Origin of the sequence: Novosphingobium sp. Leaf2, from assembly GCF_001421325.1 — a bacterium.
In the GTDB taxonomy this organism is placed as follows: Bacteria; Pseudomonadota; Alphaproteobacteria; order Sphingomonadales; family Sphingomonadaceae; genus Novosphingobium.
In genome coordinates this window covers 189,720-208,912 of record NZ_LMJY01000018.1, presented here as the reverse complement: position 1 = coordinate 208,912, position 19,193 = coordinate 189,720, and the positions used below count along the sequence as shown (strand labels likewise).

General features: G+C 65.9%; 20 protein-coding genes. 9 read left to right on the top strand and 11 right to left on the bottom strand.

Features of this window, described 5'->3' with window-relative positions; genetic code table 11:
• The first annotated feature begins 48 nt into the window (after positions 1-48).
• Positions 49-585, top strand: coding sequence for a DOMON-like domain-containing protein (locus ASE49_RS14060; RefSeq protein WP_056773753.1), 537 nt, complete (start codon positions 49-51; stop codon positions 583-585).
• On the top strand, positions 582-1,781 hold the full coding sequence (locus ASE49_RS14055; RefSeq protein WP_056773751.1) for an exo-beta-N-acetylmuramidase NamZ family protein: 1,200 nt from the start codon (positions 582-584) through the stop codon (positions 1,779-1,781). Before ASE49_RS14060 ends, ASE49_RS14055 begins: the two co-directional genes overlap by 4 nt.
• A 22-nt stretch (positions 1,782-1,803) precedes the next feature.
• Here ASE49_RS14055 and ASE49_RS14050 read toward each other — a convergent pair whose 3' ends face one another.
• From ASE49_RS14050 to ASE49_RS14035, 4 genes are read right to left on the bottom strand one after another with little or no spacing between them, the layout of a single operon-like run.
• Positions 1,804-2,985 carry a vWA domain-containing protein gene (locus tag ASE49_RS14050; RefSeq protein WP_056773748.1) on the bottom strand — a complete coding sequence of 394 codons (1,182 nt, stop codon included), beginning with the start codon at positions 2,983-2,985 and terminating at the stop codon, positions 1,804-1,806.
• A gap of 15 nt (positions 2,986-3,000) precedes the next feature.
• Positions 3,001-3,891, bottom strand: a complete 891-nt coding sequence (locus ASE49_RS14045; protein ID WP_442946025.1) for a DUF817 domain-containing protein — start codon at positions 3,889-3,891, stop codon at positions 3,001-3,003.
• Positions 3,892-4,332 carry a GFA family protein gene (locus ASE49_RS14040; RefSeq protein ID WP_056773744.1) on the bottom strand — a complete coding sequence of 147 codons (441 nt, stop codon included), beginning with the start codon at positions 4,330-4,332 and terminating at the stop codon, positions 3,892-3,894.
• Positions 4,332-5,177, bottom strand: coding sequence for an AAA family ATPase (locus ASE49_RS14035; RefSeq protein ID WP_056773741.1), 846 nt, complete (start codon positions 5,175-5,177; stop codon positions 4,332-4,334). The genes ASE49_RS14040 and ASE49_RS14035 overlap by 1 nt, the downstream gene beginning before the upstream one ends.
• A gap of 125 nt (positions 5,178-5,302) precedes the next feature.
• On the opposite strand from ASE49_RS14035, the gene ASE49_RS14030 reads away from it, so the two are divergent.
• Positions 5,303-6,508 (top strand): glycosyltransferase family 87 protein, encoded by a 1,206-nt coding sequence (locus tag ASE49_RS14030; protein WP_056773738.1) that lies wholly within the window; start codon positions 5,303-5,305, stop codon positions 6,506-6,508.
• Here the strand turns inward: ASE49_RS14030 and ASE49_RS14025 are convergent.
• From ASE49_RS14025 to ASE49_RS14015, 3 genes are all read right to left on the bottom strand, one after another.
• A complete protein-coding gene (locus ASE49_RS14025; RefSeq protein WP_056773736.1) occupies positions 6,471-7,772 on the bottom strand; it encodes a serine hydrolase in 1,302 nt (433 codons plus the stop codon). The two genes, ASE49_RS14030 and ASE49_RS14025, sit on opposite strands and share 38 nt — an antisense overlap.
• 15 nt (positions 7,773-7,787) lie before the next feature.
• Positions 7,788-9,797, bottom strand: a complete 2,010-nt coding sequence (gene parE, locus ASE49_RS14020; RefSeq protein ID WP_056773733.1) for a DNA topoisomerase IV subunit B — start codon at positions 9,795-9,797, stop codon at positions 7,788-7,790.
• 84 nt (positions 9,798-9,881) lie between these two features.
• Complete coding sequence (locus tag ASE49_RS14015; RefSeq protein WP_056773730.1) at positions 9,882-11,072, bottom strand: penicillin-binding protein activator; 1,191 nt, start codon at positions 11,070-11,072, stop codon at positions 9,882-9,884.
• 39 nt (positions 11,073-11,111) lie between these two features.
• Here ASE49_RS14015 and rsmI point away from each other — a divergent pair, with 39 nt between their 5' ends.
• The 4 genes from rsmI to ASE49_RS13995 all read left to right on the top strand — a co-directional run bounded on the left by rsmI (position 11,112) and on the right by ASE49_RS13995 (position 13,951).
• Positions 11,112-11,942, top strand: a complete 831-nt coding sequence (rsmI, locus tag ASE49_RS14010) for a 16S rRNA (cytidine(1402)-2'-O)-methyltransferase (protein WP_056773728.1) — start codon at positions 11,112-11,114, stop codon at positions 11,940-11,942.
• Positions 11,939-12,298 (top strand): YraN family protein, encoded by a 360-nt coding sequence (locus ASE49_RS14005; RefSeq protein WP_056773725.1) that lies wholly within the window; start codon positions 11,939-11,941, stop codon positions 12,296-12,298. The genes rsmI and ASE49_RS14005 overlap by 4 nt, the downstream gene beginning before the upstream one ends.
• 63 nt (positions 12,299-12,361) lie before the next feature.
• The gene (gene gshB, locus ASE49_RS14000; RefSeq protein ID WP_056773722.1) at positions 12,362-13,333 is read left to right on the top strand and encodes a glutathione synthase; all 972 of its coding nucleotides are present in this window, start codon (positions 12,362-12,364) and stop codon (positions 13,331-13,333) included.
• A 15-nt stretch (positions 13,334-13,348) separates the two neighbouring features.
• Complete coding sequence (locus ASE49_RS13995; RefSeq protein ID WP_056773719.1) at positions 13,349-13,951, top strand: DedA family protein; 603 nt, start codon at positions 13,349-13,351, stop codon at positions 13,949-13,951.
• Here ASE49_RS13995 and ASE49_RS13990 read toward each other — a convergent pair.
• Genes ASE49_RS13990 through rph form a run of 4 tightly spaced genes read right to left on the bottom strand, consistent with a single transcriptional unit; the run spans position 13,926 to position 17,428 of the window.
• A complete protein-coding gene (locus tag ASE49_RS13990) occupies positions 13,926-14,873 on the bottom strand; it encodes a tyrosine recombinase XerC (RefSeq protein ID WP_056773716.1) in 948 nt (315 codons plus the stop codon). The genes ASE49_RS13995 and ASE49_RS13990 overlap by 26 nt on opposite strands.
• Positions 14,873-16,024 carry a radical SAM family heme chaperone HemW gene (gene hemW / locus ASE49_RS13985; RefSeq protein WP_056773965.1) on the bottom strand — a complete coding sequence of 384 codons (1,152 nt, stop codon included), beginning with the start codon at positions 16,022-16,024 and terminating at the stop codon, positions 14,873-14,875. The genes ASE49_RS13990 and hemW overlap by 1 nt, the downstream gene beginning before the upstream one ends.
• 31 nt (positions 16,025-16,055) lie before the next feature.
• Positions 16,056-16,706, bottom strand: coding sequence for an RdgB/HAM1 family non-canonical purine NTP pyrophosphatase (gene rdgB, locus ASE49_RS13980; RefSeq protein ID WP_056773714.1), 651 nt, complete (start codon positions 16,704-16,706; stop codon positions 16,056-16,058).
• 5 nt (positions 16,707-16,711) lie between these two features.
• Positions 16,712-17,428 (bottom strand): ribonuclease PH, encoded by a 717-nt coding sequence (rph, locus tag ASE49_RS13975; RefSeq protein ID WP_056773712.1) that lies wholly within the window; start codon positions 17,426-17,428, stop codon positions 16,712-16,714.
• 105 nt (positions 17,429-17,533) lie between these two features.
• On the opposite strand from rph, the gene hrcA reads away from it, so the two are divergent.
• Positions 17,534-18,577, top strand: a complete 1,044-nt coding sequence (hrcA, locus tag ASE49_RS13970; RefSeq protein WP_056773711.1) for a heat-inducible transcriptional repressor HrcA — start codon at positions 17,534-17,536, stop codon at positions 18,575-18,577.
• 17 nt (positions 18,578-18,594) lie between these two features.
• A complete protein-coding gene (gene grpE, locus ASE49_RS13965) occupies positions 18,595-19,161 on the top strand; it encodes a nucleotide exchange factor GrpE (RefSeq protein ID WP_056773708.1) in 567 nt (188 codons plus the stop codon).
• Positions 19,162-19,193 lie beyond the last annotated feature (32 nt).

The window sequence follows — 19,193 nt, the reverse complement described above, 5'->3', positions numbered from 1 at the left end:
CAAAAGGCCATTGCCAGCCATCAGCGGTGCCGCCTAGGCATGGGGCCTATGTCACAACTTGTCTTTCATCCCGCACATCCGCCGCTTGCCGTGCGCAGCGTCGAAGCGCGTATCATCGGTTTCGATGTCACCTGGCTGCGGGTGCGCTGGCGGGTTCTGGGCGCGGGCAAGCTGATCGTGCCCGCCTTTGCCGGGAAAGGGCGCGCGGACGGCTTGTGGCAGACCACCTGCTTCGAGGCGTTTCTGAAGCGCGACGGCGAGCCCGGCTATTGCGAGATCAACCTGTCCGCGTCCGAACGCTGGAACGTGTACGATTTTGCCGCAAGGCGCGAAGGCATGGCCGAGCGCGCGACGCCGCGCGAGCCGGACTGCACCATGCGGCTGGGCACCGACCTGGCGATCTTCGATGCGGCCATCCCTGCTGCCGGTTTGCCCGCGCCGCCCTGGCGCTGCGGGCTTGCCGCAGTGATCGAGGAGACGGGCGGCCACAAAAGCTATTGGGCGCTTGCCCATCGTGCCGACGCGCCCGATTTCCACGATCCGGCTTGCTTCACGCTGGCGGTTGCGGCACCCAGCGGCGCATGAAATTCGGTATCGATCGCCTGCTGGCGGACCCTGACGTGCGCGCACCTTTGGCAGACCGGCGCGTGGCCCTGATCGCGCATCCCGCCTCGATCACCGAGGGGCTGGTCCATTCGCTGGACGCGCTGATCGGCGTAGGGGTGAACATCACCAGCGCCTTTGGCCCCCAGCACGGGCTGAAGGGGGACAAGCAGGACAACATGGTTGAGACCGCCGATACCCGCGATTCCGTGTACGGCATCCCGATCTACAGCCTGTACGGCGAAGTGCGCCGGCCCACCCCGGCGATGATGGACAGCGCCGATGTGTTCCTGTTCGACCTGCAGGACCTGGGCTGCCGCATCTACACCTTCGTCACCACGCTACTGTATCTGCTGGAAGAGGCGGCGGCGCGCGGCAAGACCGTATGGGTGCTGGACCGGCCCAACCCGGCGGGCCGTCCTGTTGAGGGCACGACGCTGCTGGCGGGGCAGGAAAGCTTCGTTGGCGCCGGTCCGATGCCGATGCGGCACGGGCTGACGATGGGCGAGATGGGGCACTGGTTCATCCGCCGCTTTGGGCTCGACGTCGATTACCGCGTGATCGCAATGGAAGGCTGGCAGCCGGATAACGGTCCAGGCTTCGGGTGGCCAGGCAGCCGCATCTGGATCAACCCCAGCCCGAACGCGGCCAACCTCAACATGGCCCGCGCTTATGCCGGCACGGTGATGCTGGAAGGCACTACGCTGTCCGAAGGGCGCGGCACCACGCGTCCTCTGGAAGTGCTGTTCGGCGCGCCGGACATTGATGCACGCGCGGTGCTGGCCAGAATGCAGGCCTTTGCGCCCGAATGGCTGGCGGGATGCGCGATGCGCGAATGCTGGTTCGAGCCGACCTTCCACAAACACGCCGGCAACTTGTGCAATGGCCTGATGATCCACGCCGAGGGCGCGTTCTACGACCACGCGCGGTTCCGCCCATGGCGGTTACAGGCGCTGGCGTTCAAGGCGATCCGGCAGTTGTACCCGGACTATCCGCTGTGGCGCGATTTTCCTTACGAGTACGAATTCGACCGTCTTGCGATCGACGTCATCAACGGTGGCCCTGCCTTGCGCGAATGGGTGGACTATCCCTCCGCGCAGCCGGGCGATCTTGACGCACTCGCAAACCGGGACGAAGCGGCTTGGCGAGACGAAGTGGCGGACCTGCTCCTGTATTGACCAGACGACGGCGCTGCGGGCGTCACCCCTTCTTGCGGGTAAGCTCGCGCATCGCAGCGTCCAGCCCGTCAAGTGTCAGCGAATACATTGCGCCGCCCATGATCTCGCGGATTATCCGTACGGAGCTTGTATAGCTCCAGTGCCGTTCGGCTGACGGGTTGAGCCACACGGTAGCCGGGTACGTCTGCACCACGCGCTGCAACCACACGGCGCCGGCTTCCTCGTTCATATGCTCCACCGATCCGCCGGGATGGCTGATCTCGTAAGGGCTCATCGCCGCATCGCCCACGAAGATCACCTTGTAGTCATGGCCGTACTTGTGCAGCACGTCCCACGTGGGCGTGCGCTGCGACCAGCGCCGCGTGTTGTCCTGCCACACGCCTTCGTACAGGCAGTTGTGAAAATAGAAGAACTCCAGGTTCTTGAACTCGGCAGTGGCCGCGCTGAACAGTTCCTCCACCAGCGTCACGAACGGGTCCATCGATCCGCCAACGTCCAGGAACAGCAGCACCTTCACGGCATTGTGCCGTTCCGGGCGCATCACCACGTCCAGCCAGCCCTGCCGCGCGGTGCCTGATATGGTGGCGTCCAGGTCAAGCTCGTCCGCAGCGCCCTCGCGCGCGAAACGGCGCAAGCGGCGCAGCGCCACCTTGATGTTGCGGGTGCCAAGCTCGCGGCTGCTATCGAGATTGGCGAACTCGCGCTTTTCCCATACTTTGACAGCGCTCTTGTGCCGGCTCTCGCCGCCGATCCGCACGCCTTCCGGGTTATAACCCGAATGCCCGAATGGCGAGGTGCCGCCGGTGCCCACCCATTTGCTGCCGCCCTGGTGCCGCCCCTGCTGCTCCTCAAGCCGCTTCTTGAGCGTCTCCATGATCTCGTCCCAAGTGCCCAGCGCCTTGACCGCCTCCATCTCTTCCGGCGAAAAATAGCGCTCGGCCAAGGCCTTCAGCCAATCTTCGGGAATTTCCACAGGCTGCTGGCCATAGTCCGTCAGCACCCCGTCAAAAACTTTGTGGAACACCTGATCGAACCGATCGAGCAAGCCTTCGTCCTTCACGAAGGTCGCACGGCTCAGGTAATAGAACGCCTCGGGCGTCTGCTCGATCACGCCCTTGTCCAGTGCTTCGAGCAGGACGAGATGCTCCTTGAGCGAGGCGGGAATACCCGCCGCCCGCAACTCGTCGATGAAGTTCAGGAACATTTCGCGCTCCGCAAGCTAACCATGTGGCCCATCCGGACGACCGATGGCCGTGTGTCTACCTGCCAACGGACGGTGCATGGCAGAGACCATCACAAAAGAAATGTACATCAGCAGATACCATGCGCCCAGCTTGCCGGGGTGCACCATCGTCCAATCCGTGCGCTGGCTGGGATAGATCCAGGCACGGGCGAACGTGGCCAGATTTTCCGCGAACCAGATGAACACCGCTACCAGAAACCATCCCACCAGCAGTGGCATCCACCGGTCGTCGCGCCAGACGCGAAACCATATCCGGGTCCGGCCAAACAGGATGATCATCGCGGCGAACAGCACGATGCGGATGTCGGGCAGCCAGTGGTGCGTGAAAAAGTTGGCATAGATCGCGCCCGCCAGCGCCACCGTGATGGCAAAAGCGGGATACCGGGAAAACCGAAAGTCGAAGATCCGCCATATCCGCGCGATGTAACTGCCTACGGCGGCATACATGAACCCTGAAAACAGCGGCACATTACCCACACGCAGCACGCCGGGCTCAGGATATTCCCACGAGCCGACGGAGGTCTTGAACAGCTCCATCATCGTCCCGACGAGATGGAACGTCAGGATCACCCCCGCCTCGTCCCGTGTCTCCAGCCGCATTGCGAGCATGGCAATCTGGATGCACAGCGCGGCTATCGTCAGAAAATCGTAGCGCGCCAAGCTGGCCGAGGCAGGATACCACAGGTGCGTGCCAAGCAGCAGCGCCAGCAGGACCGCGCCGAACAGACATGCCCAGGCTTGCTTGAAGCCGAACAGCAGAAATTCGTAAATCCACGATCGCCAACCCAGCGGCGGGGTATAGCCTTCAAGCCGGGCGCGCGCGGCGGCAAAACGCGTATGCCGCTGCTGTGGCACGGTATCCGTCACTCAGGGTTTCGGGTCAGGGGCAGCCCCGGGCGCGGGCGGCTGCTGGGGCCAGCGTTCCAGAGCGGGGTCGATCGCGGCCCAGGTTGGGGCTTCGTCGGTCCAGATCGCCATTGTGGGGGCAAGGCCGTGGCCTTCGTTCAGCAGGCCCATGCGGACGGTGCGCAAATGCAGGCGCGCATCGGAGCGGCCCAGCACGGGCACCCCGCAGCCGGGACAGAACTCGTGAGTGAGAGTGTTGCCGCTCGCAGCGACGTAAGCGCACTCGGCCCGCGCGCCCGTGATCGTGATCGCATCGAGCGGGAAGATGGCGTTGTTGGTGGGGCCGCCGGCAGCGGTGCGCTGGCACTGGCGACACCAGCACTGGCGCGTGGCGACCGGCTCCGCGTCGATCGTGATGGTGACCGCACCGCAATTGCAGCGACCGTAATAGGGCGCGCCCATCAGGAGCCCCGCCGGGCCATGAAGGCCAGCCGCTCGAACATCATCACGTCCTGTTCGTTCTTGAGCAGTGCGCCGTGTAGAGGGGGGATCGCCTTGGTGACGTCTCGGTTCTGCAGCACGTCGAGCGGCATATCCTCGTTCATCAGCAGCTTGAGCCAGTCCAGCAGTTCGCTGGTGGAAGGCTTTTTCTTGAGGCCCGGCACTTCGCGCAATTCGTAGAAAATCTCCATCGCCTTGCGCACCAGAGTTTTCTGGATGTCGGGATAATGGACCGCGATGATCGCCTCCATCGTCTCGCGATCAGGGAACTTGATGTAATGGAAGAAACAGCGGCGCAGGAACGCGTCGGGCAGGTCCTTCTCGTTGTTCGAGGTGATGACCACTACCGGGCGTTCCACCGCCGCGACATGCTCTCCGGTTTCGTAAACGTCGAACGCCATGCGATCGAGTTCGGTGAGCAGGTCGTTGGGAAACTCGATGTCGGCCTTGTCGATCTCGTCAATCAGCAGCACCGGCAGTTTGGGCGCGGTGAAGGCTTCCCACAGCTTCCCCTTGCGGATGTAGTTGCCGATGTCATGCACGCGCGCATCGCCCAACTGGCCATCGCGCAGGCGCGCCACAGCATCGTATTCATACAGGCCCTGCTGCGCCTTGGTGGTGGACTTGACGTTCCAGGTGATGAGCGGGGCGCCCAGCGCGGCGGCGATCTGTTCGGCCAGCACGGTCTTGCCGGTGCCGGGCTCTCCTTTCACCAGCAGCGGGCGGCGCAGCAGCACGGCGGCGTTGACGGCCACCTTGAGGTCGTCGGTCGCCACATAGTCCTGAGTGCCTTCGAAACGCTGCATCGGTTCGTCCTGCTCGTTTAATCAGTCGGTTAACCCTATGCGGAGCGCAGGTGCAACGCAACATCGGGTTCATGGCCGGCGCACGATGATGGACAAGGTGCACGCCAGCAGGCACACGATCAGTGATGGGGGTCGCATTCGCGCGAGAGATGGACTGGCTTGGCGCGGCGCGCGCCGGCGGATACCTGCGCCTTTTCGCGGCGCTCAACGTGGCCATGCTGGTGGTGCTGGTCGCAACTTCGCGTGGAGGCGTGGATAGCAACGGCTTCCTGCTGGGCAGCGATTTCATCAGCTTCTGGACGAGCGGGCGGATGCTCCATCACGGTGGCAACCCGTATGACGCGGCCGCGCACATCTCCAGCCAGCGGGCCTACTTCGCTTCGGATACCGGCTACACCGCATTCTTCTATCCGCCATCGTTCCTGCCGCTGTGCTGGCCATTAGGCGCGCTGCCGTATTTCCCGGCGCTGGCCGCGTGGCTGCTTGTGACCGGCGCGGTGTATTATGGTGCCGTCAGCGCGTGGTGGCGAGAGGCCCGGCCCGGGGTTCCGCGAGGGCTGCTGTTCGCCGCGTTTCCGGCAGTCCCGATCGTCATCACTCATGGGCAAACCGCGTTCCTCGTGGCCGGCCTGCTGGGACTGGGCAGTGCACTGGTCCGCAGCCGGCCCGTGCTGGCAGGGTTGCTGCTCGGCCTCGCCACGATAAAGCCGCAGATGGGCCTGCTGCTGCCGCTGGTGCTGCTCGTCACCGGTGAGTGGAAGACGATTGCCGCTGCCGCCTTGTCGGCGTTCGCGCTGGGACTCGTCTCCGCAGCATGGTTCGGGCCCGGCACATGGGCGGACTGGCTGGACGCCAGTGCGCGTGCGCAGCAGGCCATGGCGTCCGGTGCGGTGGGATATGCCAAGATGGTCAGTCCGTTCGCGGCAGCCAGGCTGCTGGGCGCGGGCATCTCCGTTGCGTACGTTTTTCAGGCCATTGTGGCGCTGGCTGCAGCCGCCCTCCTGATACTGGCGGCGCGGCGGCGAGGATGGACGCTTGGAATGGCCGCCGCAATGCTGGCGGCAACGCCGCTGGCAACGCCTTTCGTGCTCGATTACGACCTCGTGATCCTGGCGTTTCCGCTACTGTGGCTGACCGGACAAGGCCTCCGCTACGGCTTCGCGCCGTGGGAGAAGATGGCGATCCTCCTCGCCTTCGCCGCACCCGCCTTTGCCCGCCCGCTCGCGATGAAGGCCGACCTCCCGATCATGCCGCTGGTGTTGGCCCTGCTGTTCGCGGTGATCTGGCGGCGGGTTATGGCGTTACCGCCACTTTCGCCAAACGGCGCATGAGGGCGGCGAAGCGGGGTTCGTCGAGGGCGGCGGCGGGGTTGTTCCAGCTGCCGGACACGGCGAACCACGTGCCCGCATGGGTGCGCAGGAGCCACGTCATGCTCATCACGCCGTCTTCCGACCCGCCCTTGTAGCCGACAAAGGCCCAGCGCCGGGCGGTCGGCTCGTCCATCGCGGGGTTCATCGCAAGGATCGCCAGGGCTTCCGGGCTGGCAAAGCCGCGCAAATCGTCCATCGCCCCGGCAAGGTCGGCGGGCGAGGCGAACCATTCGATCGTGTCGATCGCGACCGGACCGTGGCCGAAGACCTCCACCGGGTCAGCCGTGGCGATGGGCGCAAGGTCCAGCGCGGCAAGCAGGCGTTCGCGTTCGGCCGGGTCAGCGGCGGCATAGCGCGCGGTCAAGGGCGGGCCTGCGCGCTTCAAGGCGAACAACTGCGCGGTGGTGAGTATCGGGCGCATACGATCCGGCGTTGCGTGGCCGGCAAGCTTCACCTCGCGTGCCAGCGCATCCTGGCCGACGAGGCGTACGAGAATATCGGTGGCGGTATTGTCGCTGATCGCGATCATCAGGCTGGCCAGGGTGTGGAGCGTGACTGGTGAGCCTTCCGGAAGCGTATGGATGGTGCCGCCGGAGAACGACTTGCCGGTGACCGGGACCACATCGCTCCAGTGCCGGGTGCCGTCCCTGATCTGCCGGGTGAGCGCTGCCAGTACATAGAGCTTGAAGGTGGAGCCGATCGCGAAGACGGCGGTCTGGTCGCGGCCGCGCAAGAGGATGGGGCGGCCTTCGCCCAGCCGGTACACACCGTAGCCGGCCTTGCAGGGCAGCGCGGCAAAATCAGCATCGATCGCCGCTATGCTGTCAGCGTCCTGAGTGAGGTCGAACAGCCGGAAGCCTGAGACCAAGTGAGGCGGGGTTGGGCCGAGTTCGATGCGTCCCGGAGCGCTGGCGCGGGCGAAGCGCAGAGTGAAGGTGGCGGACGCCTGCTGCGCGCGCTGAAAATCGGTGAAGTCCTGCACCGGTCCGCCGCTGGCAGCAAGCTGCGCTGCCAAAGCGCGCAGTTTCGCGGGAGGCACCTCATGCAGAAAGCGTGCGTCGAAGGTGGCGGCAGGATCGCCCTTGCCCTGCATCACCGCGATAACTTGCGTCAGCCGTGCCTTGAGCAGCGCGTCAGTATCGTCCTGTGCGTGCAGTGGGGTAATCACACCAAGCCCGATGCCCAGCGCAAGGCAACAGCGAACCAGTATCCGCGCGATCCGCATGCAGGAATCCTTGTGTCAGGCGTCGATCAGCTCCGGATCGATGTCGGCGGCGCGGTTCTGGATGAAGTGGAAGCGATGCTCGGGATTGCGGCCCATGAGGCGATCCACCAGTTCCTTGACGGCATACCGGCCTTCGCTTTCCTGCGGCAGGGTAATGCGGATCAGCGAGCGGGTGGCCGGGCTCATCGTGGTTTCGCGAAGCTGCTGCGGGTTCATTTCGCCAAGGCCCTTGAACCGGCCCACTTCCACTTTCTTGCCCTTGAACTTGGTCGCTTCCAGTTCCGCGCGGTGCGCATCGTCGCGCGCGTAGGCCGAGGTTGCGCCCGACACGAGGCGGTAAAGAGGCGGCTGGGCGAGGTACAAGTGGCCGCGCCGCACGATGTCCGGCATTTCCTGGAAGAAGAATGTCATCAGCAGCGTGGCGATGTGCGCCCCGTCGACATCGGCATCGGTCATGATGACCACGCGATCATAGCGCAGGTTGTCGGCGTTGCAGTCCTTGCGAATGCCGCAGCCCAGCGCCAGACCAAGGTCGGCGATTTCCGAATTGGCGCGGATCTTGTCCGCCGTGGCACTGGCGACGTTGAGGATCTTGCCGCGGATCGGCAGGATCGCCTGCGTCTTGCGGTCCCGCGCCTGCTTGGCCGAGCCGCCGGCCGAATCGCCCTCGACGATGAACAGCTCGGTTTCGCCGCTGCCTTCGCCCGAGCAATCGGTGAGCTTGCCCGGCAGGCGCAGCTTACGCGCATTGGTGGCGGTCTTGCGCTTGACTTCGCGCTCCGCCTTGCGGCGCAGGCGATCGTCCATGCGCTCCATCACCGCGCCGAGCAGTGCCTTGCCGCGATCGAGGTTGTCGGTGAGGAAATGGTCGAAATGATCGCGCACCGCCGCTTCCACCATGCGTGCGGCTTCCGGGCTAGTGAGGCGGTCCTTGGTCTGGCTCTGGAATTGGGGGTCGCGAATGAAGACGGACAGCATGACCTCGCTGCCGGTCACCACATCGTCCGGCGTGATGTCCTTGGCCTTCTTGGCCTGCCCCACCAGATCGGCAAACGCGCGGATGCCGCGGGTGAGGGCGGCGCGCAGGCCCTGTTCGTGGGTGCCGCCATCGGGCGTGGGAATGGTGTTGCAGTACCAGGAATACGCGCCATCGGAATAGAGCGGCCACGCGATCGCCCATTCCACGCGGCCCTGATCGGACCCGTCATCGCCCTTGGGAAAATCTTGCGAGCCGGCGAAGGCCTGCGTGGTCACGCATTCGCGCCCGCCGATCTGCTCGGCCAAATGATCGGCAAGGCCGCCGGGGAACTGGAACGTCGCTTCTGCCGGCACCCCGTCAACCGCCAGCGCGGGCGCGCATTTCCAGCGGATTTCCACGCCGGCGAACAAGTAGGCCTTTGACCGAACGAGTTTGAACAGGCGGGCAGGCTTGAACTTCTGGTCGCCGAAAATTTCGACGTCGGGCGTGAAGGTTACCGCCGTGCCGCGCCGGTTGGGCGCTGCGCCCACCCGCTGGATCGGGCCCAGCGTCACCCCGCGCGAAAACTCCTGCGCGTACAGTTCCTTGTTGCGGGCCACTTCGACGCGGGTCTTGACGGATAGCGCGTTAACCACGGAGATGCCGACGCCGTGCAGGCCGCCTGACGTGGCATAGGCCTTGCCCGAAAACTTTCCGCCCGAGTGCAGGGTGGACAGGATCACTTCCAGCGCGGACTTGCCGGGGAACTTGGGATGCTCGTCAACCGGAATGCCACGCCCGTTGTCCGTGATGGTGAGGCGGCCTGGGGTGCCGGGCTCATCGTCCAAGGTAACTTCGATACGGTTGGCGAACCCGGCGACGGCCTCGTCCATCGCGTTGTCTAATACTTCGGCGGCCAGATGATGCAGTGCGCGCTCGTCCGTGCCGCCGATGTACATGCCGGGGCGACGGCGCACCGGCTCAAGGCCTTCGAGAACCTCGATCGCGGAACCATCATAGGCTTCGCCGGCGGCAGTGGGTAGCTTGTCGAAGAGGTCGTCTGACATGGGCACGACTATAGGACGCGCGGATTCGCCCCGGCAAGCGCCGGTGTGGCGTTTATCCGCAAAGCTGCCGCAGGGGCGGGTGCGTCAGTCTCCAAACTTGGCCGGGGCCGGGCTGATGACCCGCACGGTGCCGGTGCCCACTTCGCGCACTTCCAGCGCGCGTTCCACCAGACCACCCTTGGTGAAGCGGAACGCCCCGTCCACGCCCAGGAAGCCGCCGGGGAATGCCTTGGTATCGCGCAGCGTGTCGGCGGGGAAGCGGGTGCCCGGCTTCCATTCGCGCGCCACGCGCAAGGTCAGCAGCACCGCGTCATACCCCAGGGTGGCGATACGGAACGGCTGGCCGCCAAAACGTGCGCGATAGCTTTTGGAAAACTGCCCGAACCGCTGGTCGGATACGGTGGAATACCATGCGCCGGTCAGCGCGGGCGAGGCGGTGACATCCCGCTCGCCGCTCCACAATTCCGTGCCCAGCAGGCGCACGGGATTGGCGGCGGCGGCTTTGCCGGTGCCCTTGAAGGCGGTGGCGGCACGCCCTGACAGGCTGCCGCTATCCGCGATCAGCAGAGCATCGAACCCGCCCTTGGACTTCATCCGCAGCGCGGCGGATGAAATCGACGGCCCGCTGCGCTCATACGGCTCCACCGCCACGACCGTGCCGCCGCTGGCGCGCACGGCGGAAAGCAGCGCGGCGCTGGTGCGGTCGCCATAATCGCCGCGCGGGATAAGCGCGGCAAACGTCGAGATGCCTTGCCCACGCGCGTACTGCACGGTGCGCGAGACTGACTGGCCGGGCAGGTTGCCCATGATGAACACGTCGCGGCTTGCTGCCTCCTCGTCGTTCGAGAACGAGATGACCGGGATGCGCGAGGCCTTGGCGATCGCCGATACGGCCGGAATATCATCCGCCAGCAGCGGGCCGAGAATCAGCTGGTTGCCGTCTGCCACGGCGCGGCGTGCGGCTTCTTCGGCGCCGGCGGAGGTATCGTAGGTGGTAACGCGCAGGTTCTTGGCATTGGTATCCATCAGCGCCATGTTCGCCGCGTTCGCCAGCGCCTGGCCGACGCCGGCGTTCGGGCCGGTCAGCGGCACGAGGAGGGCCACGCGGTGCCGCTCGGTATCGACCGGAATGTCGCTGGGCCGGGGCACGGTGCGCGGCGGGGGTGGCGGCGCGGTCGTCGTGGAGGGGCCTTTGGGCACCACGGTACAGCCGGCCAGCACGGCCATCGTGGCGGCGACGAGAAGATTGCGCCTGTTCAGGCTCTTGTCGAACATAGCTTGCCGCTCCCTTGGTGCATGGGCATGAGTGGGGTGATGGATAACACCCTTTCCCCAGGCCTTTACATAGTCGCAACCCCGATTGGCAACCTGGGCGACATTACGCTGCGTTCGGTGGAGACATTGCGCATGGTCAGCGCGGTGGCGTGCGAGGATACGCGAGTCACCGGCAAGCTGCTGCATCACCTCGGCATCAAGCAGCGGCTGATCCGCTATGACGATCATGCCGGAGAGGGCGATCGAGAGCGGCTGCTGGCGCTGATGATGGACGAACCGGTGGCGCTGGTCAGCGATGCCGGCACACCGTTGATCTCCGACCCGGGCTACCGGCTGGTGCGCACGGCGCGCGAACGCGGCATCGCGGTGACCAGCCTGCCGGGCCCCAATGCGGCGGTAGTGGGGATGACATTGTCTGGCTTGCCTAATGACCGGTTCCTGTTCGCCGGCTTCCTGCCCAACAAGGCCAAGGCGCGCGAAGATACGCTGACCGCCTTGGGCCAGGTGCCCGCCACGCTGGTGTTTTACGAAACCGCGCCGCGCCTCGATGCCGCGCTGGCCGCCATCGAAGCAGTGCTGCCCGGCCGCGAGGTGGCGGTGGCGCGTGAGCTGACCAAAAAGTTCGAGGAATGCCGCACCGGCACGCCCGGCGCACTGGCCGCGCATTATGCGGCGCATCCCCCCAAGGGCGAGATCGTGCTGCTGATCGCTCCGCCGGGAGAGGAGGCGGCGCCGAGCGACTTCGATGTGGACGCCCTGCTGCGTGCGGCGCTTGCAGATGCCAAGCCATCGCAGGCAGCCGCCGCCGTGGCCAAGGCCACCGGGCTGGACCGCAAGACGCTGTATGCCCGTGCGATGGAGCTCAAGTGAACACGCGCCTCAGGGCCGAAAAGCGCGGACGGCGTGCCGAGACGACGGCTGCCGTCTATCTGTGGCTGTCGGGCTGGCGCGTGCTGGGCCGGCGGGTGAAGACCCGGCGCGGCGAGGTGGATCTGGTGGTGCGGCGCGGGCGGATCGTGTGTTTCGTCGAAGTGAAATGGCGCGCTTCGCGGGCGGAACTGGCCACCGCGATCGACGCGCGCCGGCTTCGGCGGGTGGCGGACGCGGCGCACCTGATCGCACCGCGTTTCGTGCGCGCCGGCGACGACCAGCGGATCGACGTGATGCTCATGGCGCCGCGCTGCTGGCCGCGCCGGATCGTCAACGCGTGGCAACCGGGCGCTTGACCGGCGGGGGAGCGCGGTCCATCGCCGCCGCGAACGTCTGTCCACCAAAAGGTTCGCTCTGCCATGTCCCTTCGCGTTGCCGTCCAGATGGACCCGCTCGAAACGATCAAGATCGCCGGTGATTCCAGCTTCGCCCTGATGCTGGCGGCGCAGGCACGCGGGCACACGCTGTTTCATTACGACGTGCGCACGCTGGCTTACGATACCGCGCACGGCGCCAATGGCCGGCTGACCTGCTGGGGCGCGCCGATCACGGTCCAGCGCGTTGAAGGCGCGCATTTCACGCGCGGCGAGTATCGCCTGATTGATCTGGTGGACGATGTGGACGTGGTGCTGATGCGTCAGGATCCGCCGTTTGACCTTGGCTACATCACCGCCACGCACCTGCTGGAGCGGCTGGCCGGGCGCACGCTAGTGGTCAACGATCCCGCCTCGGTGCGCAACGCGCCCGAAAAGGTGTTCGTGCTCGATTACGCCCGGTTCATGCCGCCCACCTTCATCGCTCGCCGGATCGAGGACGTGAAGGCGTTCAACCAGCGTCACCCCGGCGATCTGGTCATCAAGCCGCTGCACGGCAATGGCGGCAAGGCGGTTTTCCGTGTCCCGGCGGACGGATCGAACCTGGGCGCACTGATCGAAATGTTCGAGAATGCCTGGGTGGAGCCGTTCATGGTCCAGCCGTTCCTTCCGGACGTTGCGGACGGCGACAAGCGGATCGTGCTGGTGGACGGCGAATTTGCCGGTGCGATCAACCGCAAGCCCGGCGCGGGCGAATTCCGCTCGAACCTTGCCGTGGGCGGCTCGGCAGAGGCCAGCGAACTCACTTCGACCGAAGAGGAAATCTGCGCAGCGCTTGGCACGGAACTCAAAGCGCGCGGTCTGGTTTTCGTTGGCATCGATGTGATTGGCGGAAAATGGCTGACCGAAATCAACGTGACGTCGCCCACCGGGATCGTGGCGATAGACCGCTTCAACGGCACGGACACGGGCGCGCGGATCTGGGATGCGATCGGGGCGCGCCACGCGGCGATGTAAGCGCGGGGCCAACTCGTGTCTGAGTGGGTCTACGAGGTTATCCGGCAGGGCGGATACATGGGCATCATGCTGCTCATGGCGCTGGAAAACATCATTCCGCCAATCCCGTCCGAACTGATCATGGGGCTTGGCGGCATTGCCGTGGCGCGTGGCGACATGCAGTTCTGGCCACTGCTGGGTTGGGGCACGCTGGGCGCGACGCTAGGAAACTACGTGCTGTTCCTGATCGCCGACCGGCTGGGCTACGAACGGTTGCGCCCGGTTATCGAGCGGTGGGGCCGGTGGCTGACGCTGGAATGGCACGATGTGGAAAAAGCCGGCCATTTCCTGCGCCGTCATGGACACTGGGTGGTGTTTTTGATGCGGTTCATGCCGATGTTCCGCACCGTCATCTCGATTCCGGCGGGTCTTGCGCACATGAGCCATATGCGGTTCCTGCTGTTCACCGCAGCAGGCGCGGCGATATGGAACGTGCTGCTGATCCTGGGCGGGCAGTGGCTGGGCCACACGCTTTCCCAGGCAGAGCAATGGCTGGGCTATGCGACGCTCGCGGTCGCCGCCATCACGGTGGTGTTCTACGTGTGGCGCGTGGTCAACTGGAAGCGTCGGCCCCGTTAGGCCTGTTGCCGGCAGTCTTGTCCGCCCCGCGTTCGCGCGGGTGGGCGTTGCGATAGACGTCCAGCATCGTCGCGGCATCCACGCGGGTATAGATCTGGGTGGAGCTGAGGGAGGCATGGCCGAGCAGTTCCTGCAAGGATCGCAAGTCCGCGCCGGCCCCAAGCAGGTGCGTGGCAAAGCTGTGGCGCAGCGCATGCGGGGTCGCCGTGGCGGGCAGGCCGAGCACGACACGCGCCCGCGCCACCGCCTTTTGCACCACGCCTTGCGCCAGCGCGCCGCCCTTGGCCCCGCGAAACAGCGCCTTATCGCGTTCCATCGGCCAAGGGCACTTCGCCAGATAATCAGCAATACCATCGCGTACGATCGGCAGCAGCGGCACCATCCGCTGCTTACCGCCCTTGCCGGTCACTACCAGCGTCTCGCCCAGCGGCAGCACCGCGCCGGAAAGCGAGAGCGCTTCGGCAATGCGCAGGCCGGCACCGTACAGCAGCAGCAGCACCGCCCGGTCGCGCGCGCCGATCCAGGGGCGGGATGCGTCCTCCTCCACCATCGCGGCCAGGTTCACCGCCTCGTCCGGGGTGACAGGGCGCGGCAGGCCTTTCTTCACGCGCGGCCCCTTGAGCCGGGGCGGCAGGGCCTGCGCGATGCCGGACTTTTCCCGCGCGAACGTAAGAAACGCCTTGAGCGCGGACAGTTCACGCGCGGCGGACACATTGCCGATGCCATCGTTCCGGCGCGCCGCTAGATGCGTGCGCAAGTCTTTCGCGTCGATGCGGGCAAGCGCTGCCCAGTCCTGTGGGGCCACCGCATCGATCAGGCGCGCCGCCGTTGCCAGATAGGCCCTGACGGTATGCGGGCTGCGGCGGCGATCCTGCGCAAGATAGGCGCCCCACGGCTCCAGCAGGTCCGCCTTGGCACCCATCAGCCGGCCACGAGTTGCGCGGGCACCAGTTCGGCCATCAACGCATCGAGCAGCACCATGCCGGCCTGCGTCACGATAACGCGCGAGCCGTCACGCTGCACCAGACCCTGCTTTTCGTAGAATGCCGCCTTGGCCGGATCGCACAAGTGCCCCTCATCCATCCCGAATCGCGCGGACATCGCTGCAAGGTCCACCCCTTCGCGCAGGCGCAGGCCCATCAGCATGGCCTCGCTCGCCTGTTCGTGAATGCCCAGCACGCGCTCCTCAGCGATGCCGTGGCCGGCGCGGTCCACGCCCGCCAGCCAGTTTTCCGGCTTGCGATGGCGCACGGTGGCCAGACCGCCGCGCCGACCGTGCGCGCCGGGTCCGACGCCGCAATAGTCCTGATAGCGCCAGTAGGTGAGGTTGTGGCGGCTTTCCTCGCCGCGGCGGGCGTGGTTGCTGATCTCATATGCGGGCAGCCCGGCTGCCGCCGTCGTTTCCCGCGTGAGGGCGAACATGTCGGCGCAGGCGTCCTCGTCCAGCGGCAGGAAATCGCCCTTGCGCACCATCGTCTCGAAACGCGTGCCCGGCTCGATCGTCAGCTGGTAGAGCGACAGATGGCCGGTGCCCAGAGACAGCGCGCGTGCCAGTTCCGCATGCCAGTCCGCCAGGGACTGGCCCGGACGGGCGTAGATCAGATCGAAGCTGACCCGCTCAAAATGCTGCTGCGCCACCTCCAGCGCCTGAAGTCCTTCGCCCGCGTCATGCAGCCGGCCCAGAAAGCGCAGCGTCTGATCGTCCAGCGCCTGCAGACCCAGCGACACACGGTTGACGCCGGCATCGGCAAGCGCGGCGTAATTGGCAGCTTCGACCGAGGAGGGATTGCCCTCCAGCGTGATCTCGATTCCGGGCGCGAAGCCCCACAGTGCTTCGGCCTCTGCCAGCAGCCGCGCCACCAGCGCCGGCGGCATCAGCGAAGGGGTGCCGCCGCCGAAAAAGATCGAATCGAGGGGCTCCCCGCCCGCAAGGACATGCTCGTGGCGCATGTCGGCCAGCAGCGCGGCTTGCCAGGCGTCATGGTCCACCCGGTCCCGTACATGGCTGTTGAAGTCGCAGTACGGGCACTTGGCGAGGCAGAACGGCCAGTGGATGTAAAGGGCGCGGGCCATGTGTCCTTCAGGCGCGGCTATTGCCGCGAAGTCAAGGCGCGGCGCGGTCGTTTCCGAATTGCGCGGCAACCAGTTTGGCAAAAGCATCGGCACGGTGGCTGATGCGCTGCTTTTCTTCCAAGGGCAGTTCGGCGAAAGTCAGCGCACTGCCCGCAGGCACGAAGGCGGGATCATAGCCGAAGCCCATGATCCCGCGCGGGGGCCAGGTGAAGGTGCCGTCGATACGCCCATCGTAGACCGCCTCGCCGCCGTCCGGCCAGGCGATCGCCAGCACGCTGGTGAACCAGCAGGACCGGTCCACCGTGGGGCCAGCCTGGCACAGCAGCCCTTCCACTTTGCCCATCGCCATGAACCAGTCCCGGCCCGGCTCACCCTCGAACCATTGCCGCTCGGCCCAGTCAGCCGTGTAGACGCCGGGCCGGCCGCCCAGCGCGGTAACCGACAGCCCGCTGTCGTCGGCCAGCGCCGGCAGCCCGGAAGCCTTGGCGGCGGCATGCGCCTTGAGCAGCGCATTCTCGACAAAAGTCGTGCCGGTCTCCTCCGGCTCGTCCAGCCCGAGAGCGCCCGCGGAAACACACGACATGCCATAAGGGGCAAGCAGCGCGGAAATCTCGCGCAGCTTGCCCGCGTTGTGCGTGGCGATGACGAGCTGTTGCGCAGGATCCAGGATGCGGGCGACCATCAGGTTCAGCGTCCTACCGCTTTGGCCTGTGCCGCAAAGATGCCTTCGCAGCCGATGCGGGCCAGACGCAGGAGGCGCAGCAGGCCTTCCTCGTCATAGGTCGCGCCCTCGGCGGTGGCCTGCGCTTCAGCGATGCGTCCGCCTTCGATCAGCACGAAGTTCGCGTCGGCGTCGGCCCCGCTATCCTCGATGTAGTCCAGGTCGAGCACCGGCGTGCCTTCGTAGATCCCGCAGGAAATCGCGGCGACCTGGGCCTGGATCGGATCCTCCTTGATCTTGCCGGCGGCGATCAGCTTGTCCACCGCGATGCGCAGCGCGACCCACGCGCCCGAGATCGAGGCGGTGCGGGTGCCGCCGTCCGCCTGCAGCACGTCGCAGTCCAGCACGATCTGGCGTTCGCCCAGCTTCTTCATGTCCACCACGGAGCGCAGCGAGCGACCGATCAGGCGCTGGATTTCCTGCGTGCGGCCGGACTGCTTGCCCTTGGCCGCTTCGCGCGAGCCGCGGGTATGCGTGGCGCGCGGCAGCATCGAATACTCCGCCGTCACCCAGCCTTCGCCCTTGCCGCGCAGGAACGGGGGCACCTTTTCCTCGACCGAGGCGGTTACCAGCACCCGCGTATCGCCGAACGATATCAGCACGGAGCCTTCGGCATGCTTGGTGAAGCCGGTCTGGATATCGATGACGCGCATTTCGTCTGGCGCGCGGCCGGAAGGTCGCATGGGGCATGTCCTTGTCGTGAATTTGTGCCTGGGCCCTAGGCGCATTGGGCTTGAGGGTTCAAGGGGCTTGAGGGCGCAAAAGGATCGCCTAAATTGGAACATGCGATGCCAACACAGCCGATCACCGAACTGACGACCAGAGCGCGCGAGATATTCCGGCTCGTCGTGGAAGGCTATCTGGAAACCGGCACGCCGGTGGGCTCCAAGGCCCTGGCGGGCAGCGGCGGCATGAACTTGTCGTCAGCCTCGATTCGTTCGGTGCTGGCGGACCTGGAAGGGCTGGGCCTGCTGGCCGCACCGCACACCAGCGCCGGACGGCTGCCGACCGAGGCGGGCCTGCGGCTGTTCGTGGACGGCATCATGCAGGTGGCGGAACCCACCGTTGAAGAACGCATGGCGATCGAGCGGCGGATCGCGGCGCCCGGCCCCATCGAAGCCGCGCTGGAAGCGACTAGCGCGCTGCTCTCCACCCTGACCTCGGGCGCGGGCGTGGTGATGGTGCCCCGGCGGGAACCGCGCCTGCGCCATCTCCAACTGGTGCCGTTGGGTCCGGGCCGGGCGCTGGTGGTGCTGGTGGGCGAGGATGGCGCGGTGGAGAACCGGGTTCTGGACCTGCCGCCCGGCCTGCCGCCCGGCGCGCTGGAAGAAGCATCGAACTACATTTCGGCTCACCTGGGCGGACGCACACTGGTGCAGGCGGCGCAGGCGATGCGCGCACAGATCGCGTCTGGCCGCTCAGCGCTCGATTCCGCCAGCCGTGATCTGGTGGAGCGTGGGCTGGCGGTGTGGAGCCAGGACGCTTCCGCCCGGCCCGTGCTGATCGTGCGCGGGCAGGCCAACCTGCTGGACGAAGCGGCGCTGACGGACCTGGAGCGGGTGCGCTCGCTGCTGGACGATCTGGAGAACAAGCAGTCGGTCGCGGATTTGCTGGACACCGCGCGCGACGCGCAGGCGACGCGCATTTTCATCGGCTCGGAAAACCGGCTGTTCGCGCTTTCGGGCTCGTCCGTCATCGCTTCGCCCTATCGCGACCGGGAGGGCAGGGTGGTCGGCGTGGTGGGGGTTATCGGCCCGACTCGGTTGAATTATGCGCGCGTCGTGCCCATGGTGGATTTCACCGCCCAGAGCCTGGGCAAGCTCATCGGATAGCTGGAACAGTTTAGAAAATGACTGACGACAAGACGCAGACCCCCGCGATTGATCCTGCCATTGCGGAAGAACTCAAGGGCGTGCCTGAAGACATGCTCGATACCAAGGACGAGAACGAAGAGATCGCATCCTTGCGCGAAAAACTCGCGAATGCGCAACAAGACGTGCTGTACGCCCGCGCAGAAACCCAGAACGTGCGCCGTCGTCTGGAAAAGGACATCGCCGATACCCGCGCCTACGCCGCAACCGGGTTTGCGCGCGATATACTGTCCGTGTCCGACAATCTGGCGCGCGCCCTTGCCGCCATCCCGGCAGACTTGCGAGAGGATGAGCGGATGAAAAGCCTGGTCACCGGCATAGAGGCGACGGGCCGGGAAATCGAGAAGGTGTTCGCCAGCCACGGCATCACCCGCATCGCCGCCACCGGACTGCCGCTTGATCCCAACCAGCACCAGGCGATGATCGAGGTGCCGTCCAACGATGCAGAGCCCGGCACGATCGTGCAGGAAATGCAGGCCGGTTACATGATTAAGGACCGTCTGCTGCGCCCGGCCATGGTTGCAGTAGCCAAGAAGCCGGACTGACGGCTCAGCGTCACCCTGCCGGGAAGAATGAC

What these genes read in the sequence shown, in the direction of transcription:
- ASE49_RS14035 (WP_056773741.1), bottom strand. Translation starts at nt 5,177, where the DNA reads ATGCAGCGTTTCGAAGGCACTCAGGACTATGTGGCGACCGACGACCTC.
- ASE49_RS14050 (WP_056773748.1), bottom strand. Translation starts at nt 2,985, where the DNA reads ATGTTCCTGAACTTCATCGACGAGTTGCGGGCGGCGGGTATTCCCGCC.
- ASE49_RS14060 (WP_056773753.1), top strand. Translation starts at nt 49, where the DNA reads ATGTCACAACTTGTCTTTCATCCCGCACATCCGCCGCTTGCCGTGCGC.
- hemW (WP_056773965.1), bottom strand. Translation starts at nt 16,024, where the DNA reads ATGGCCCGCGCCCTTTACATCCACTGGCCGTTCTGCCTCGCCAAGTGC.
- rph (WP_056773712.1), bottom strand. Translation starts at nt 17,428, where the DNA reads ATGCGACCTTCCGGCCGCGCGCCAGACGAAATGCGCGTCATCGATATC.
- ASE49_RS14025 (WP_056773736.1), bottom strand. Translation starts at nt 7,772, where the DNA reads ATGCGGATCGCGCGGATACTGGTTCGCTGTTGCCTTGCGCTGGGCATC.
- ASE49_RS14055 (WP_056773751.1), top strand. Translation starts at nt 582, where the DNA reads ATGAAATTCGGTATCGATCGCCTGCTGGCGGACCCTGACGTGCGCGCA.
- ASE49_RS14030 (WP_056773738.1), top strand. Translation starts at nt 5,303, where the DNA reads ATGGGGGTCGCATTCGCGCGAGAGATGGACTGGCTTGGCGCGGCGCGC.
- ASE49_RS13990 (WP_056773716.1), bottom strand. Translation starts at nt 14,873, where the DNA reads ATGGGTGCCAAGGCGGACCTGCTGGAGCCGTGGGGCGCCTATCTTGCG.
- parE (WP_056773733.1), bottom strand. Translation starts at nt 9,797, where the DNA reads ATGTCAGACGACCTCTTCGACAAGCTACCCACTGCCGCCGGCGAAGCC.
- ASE49_RS14040 (WP_056773744.1), bottom strand. Translation starts at nt 4,332, where the DNA reads ATGGGCGCGCCCTATTACGGTCGCTGCAATTGCGGTGCGGTCACCATC.
- hrcA (WP_056773711.1), top strand. Translation starts at nt 17,534, where the DNA reads ATGCCAACACAGCCGATCACCGAACTGACGACCAGAGCGCGCGAGATA.
- rsmI (WP_056773728.1), top strand. Translation starts at nt 11,112, where the DNA reads ATGGATAACACCCTTTCCCCAGGCCTTTACATAGTCGCAACCCCGATT.
- rdgB (WP_056773714.1), bottom strand. Translation starts at nt 16,706, where the DNA reads ATGGTCGCCCGCATCCTGGATCCTGCGCAACAGCTCGTCATCGCCACG.
- gshB (WP_056773722.1), top strand. Translation starts at nt 12,362, where the DNA reads ATGTCCCTTCGCGTTGCCGTCCAGATGGACCCGCTCGAAACGATCAAG.
- ASE49_RS14015 (WP_056773730.1), bottom strand. Translation starts at nt 11,072, where the DNA reads ATGTTCGACAAGAGCCTGAACAGGCGCAATCTTCTCGTCGCCGCCACG.
- grpE (WP_056773708.1), top strand. Translation starts at nt 18,595, where the DNA reads ATGACTGACGACAAGACGCAGACCCCCGCGATTGATCCTGCCATTGCG.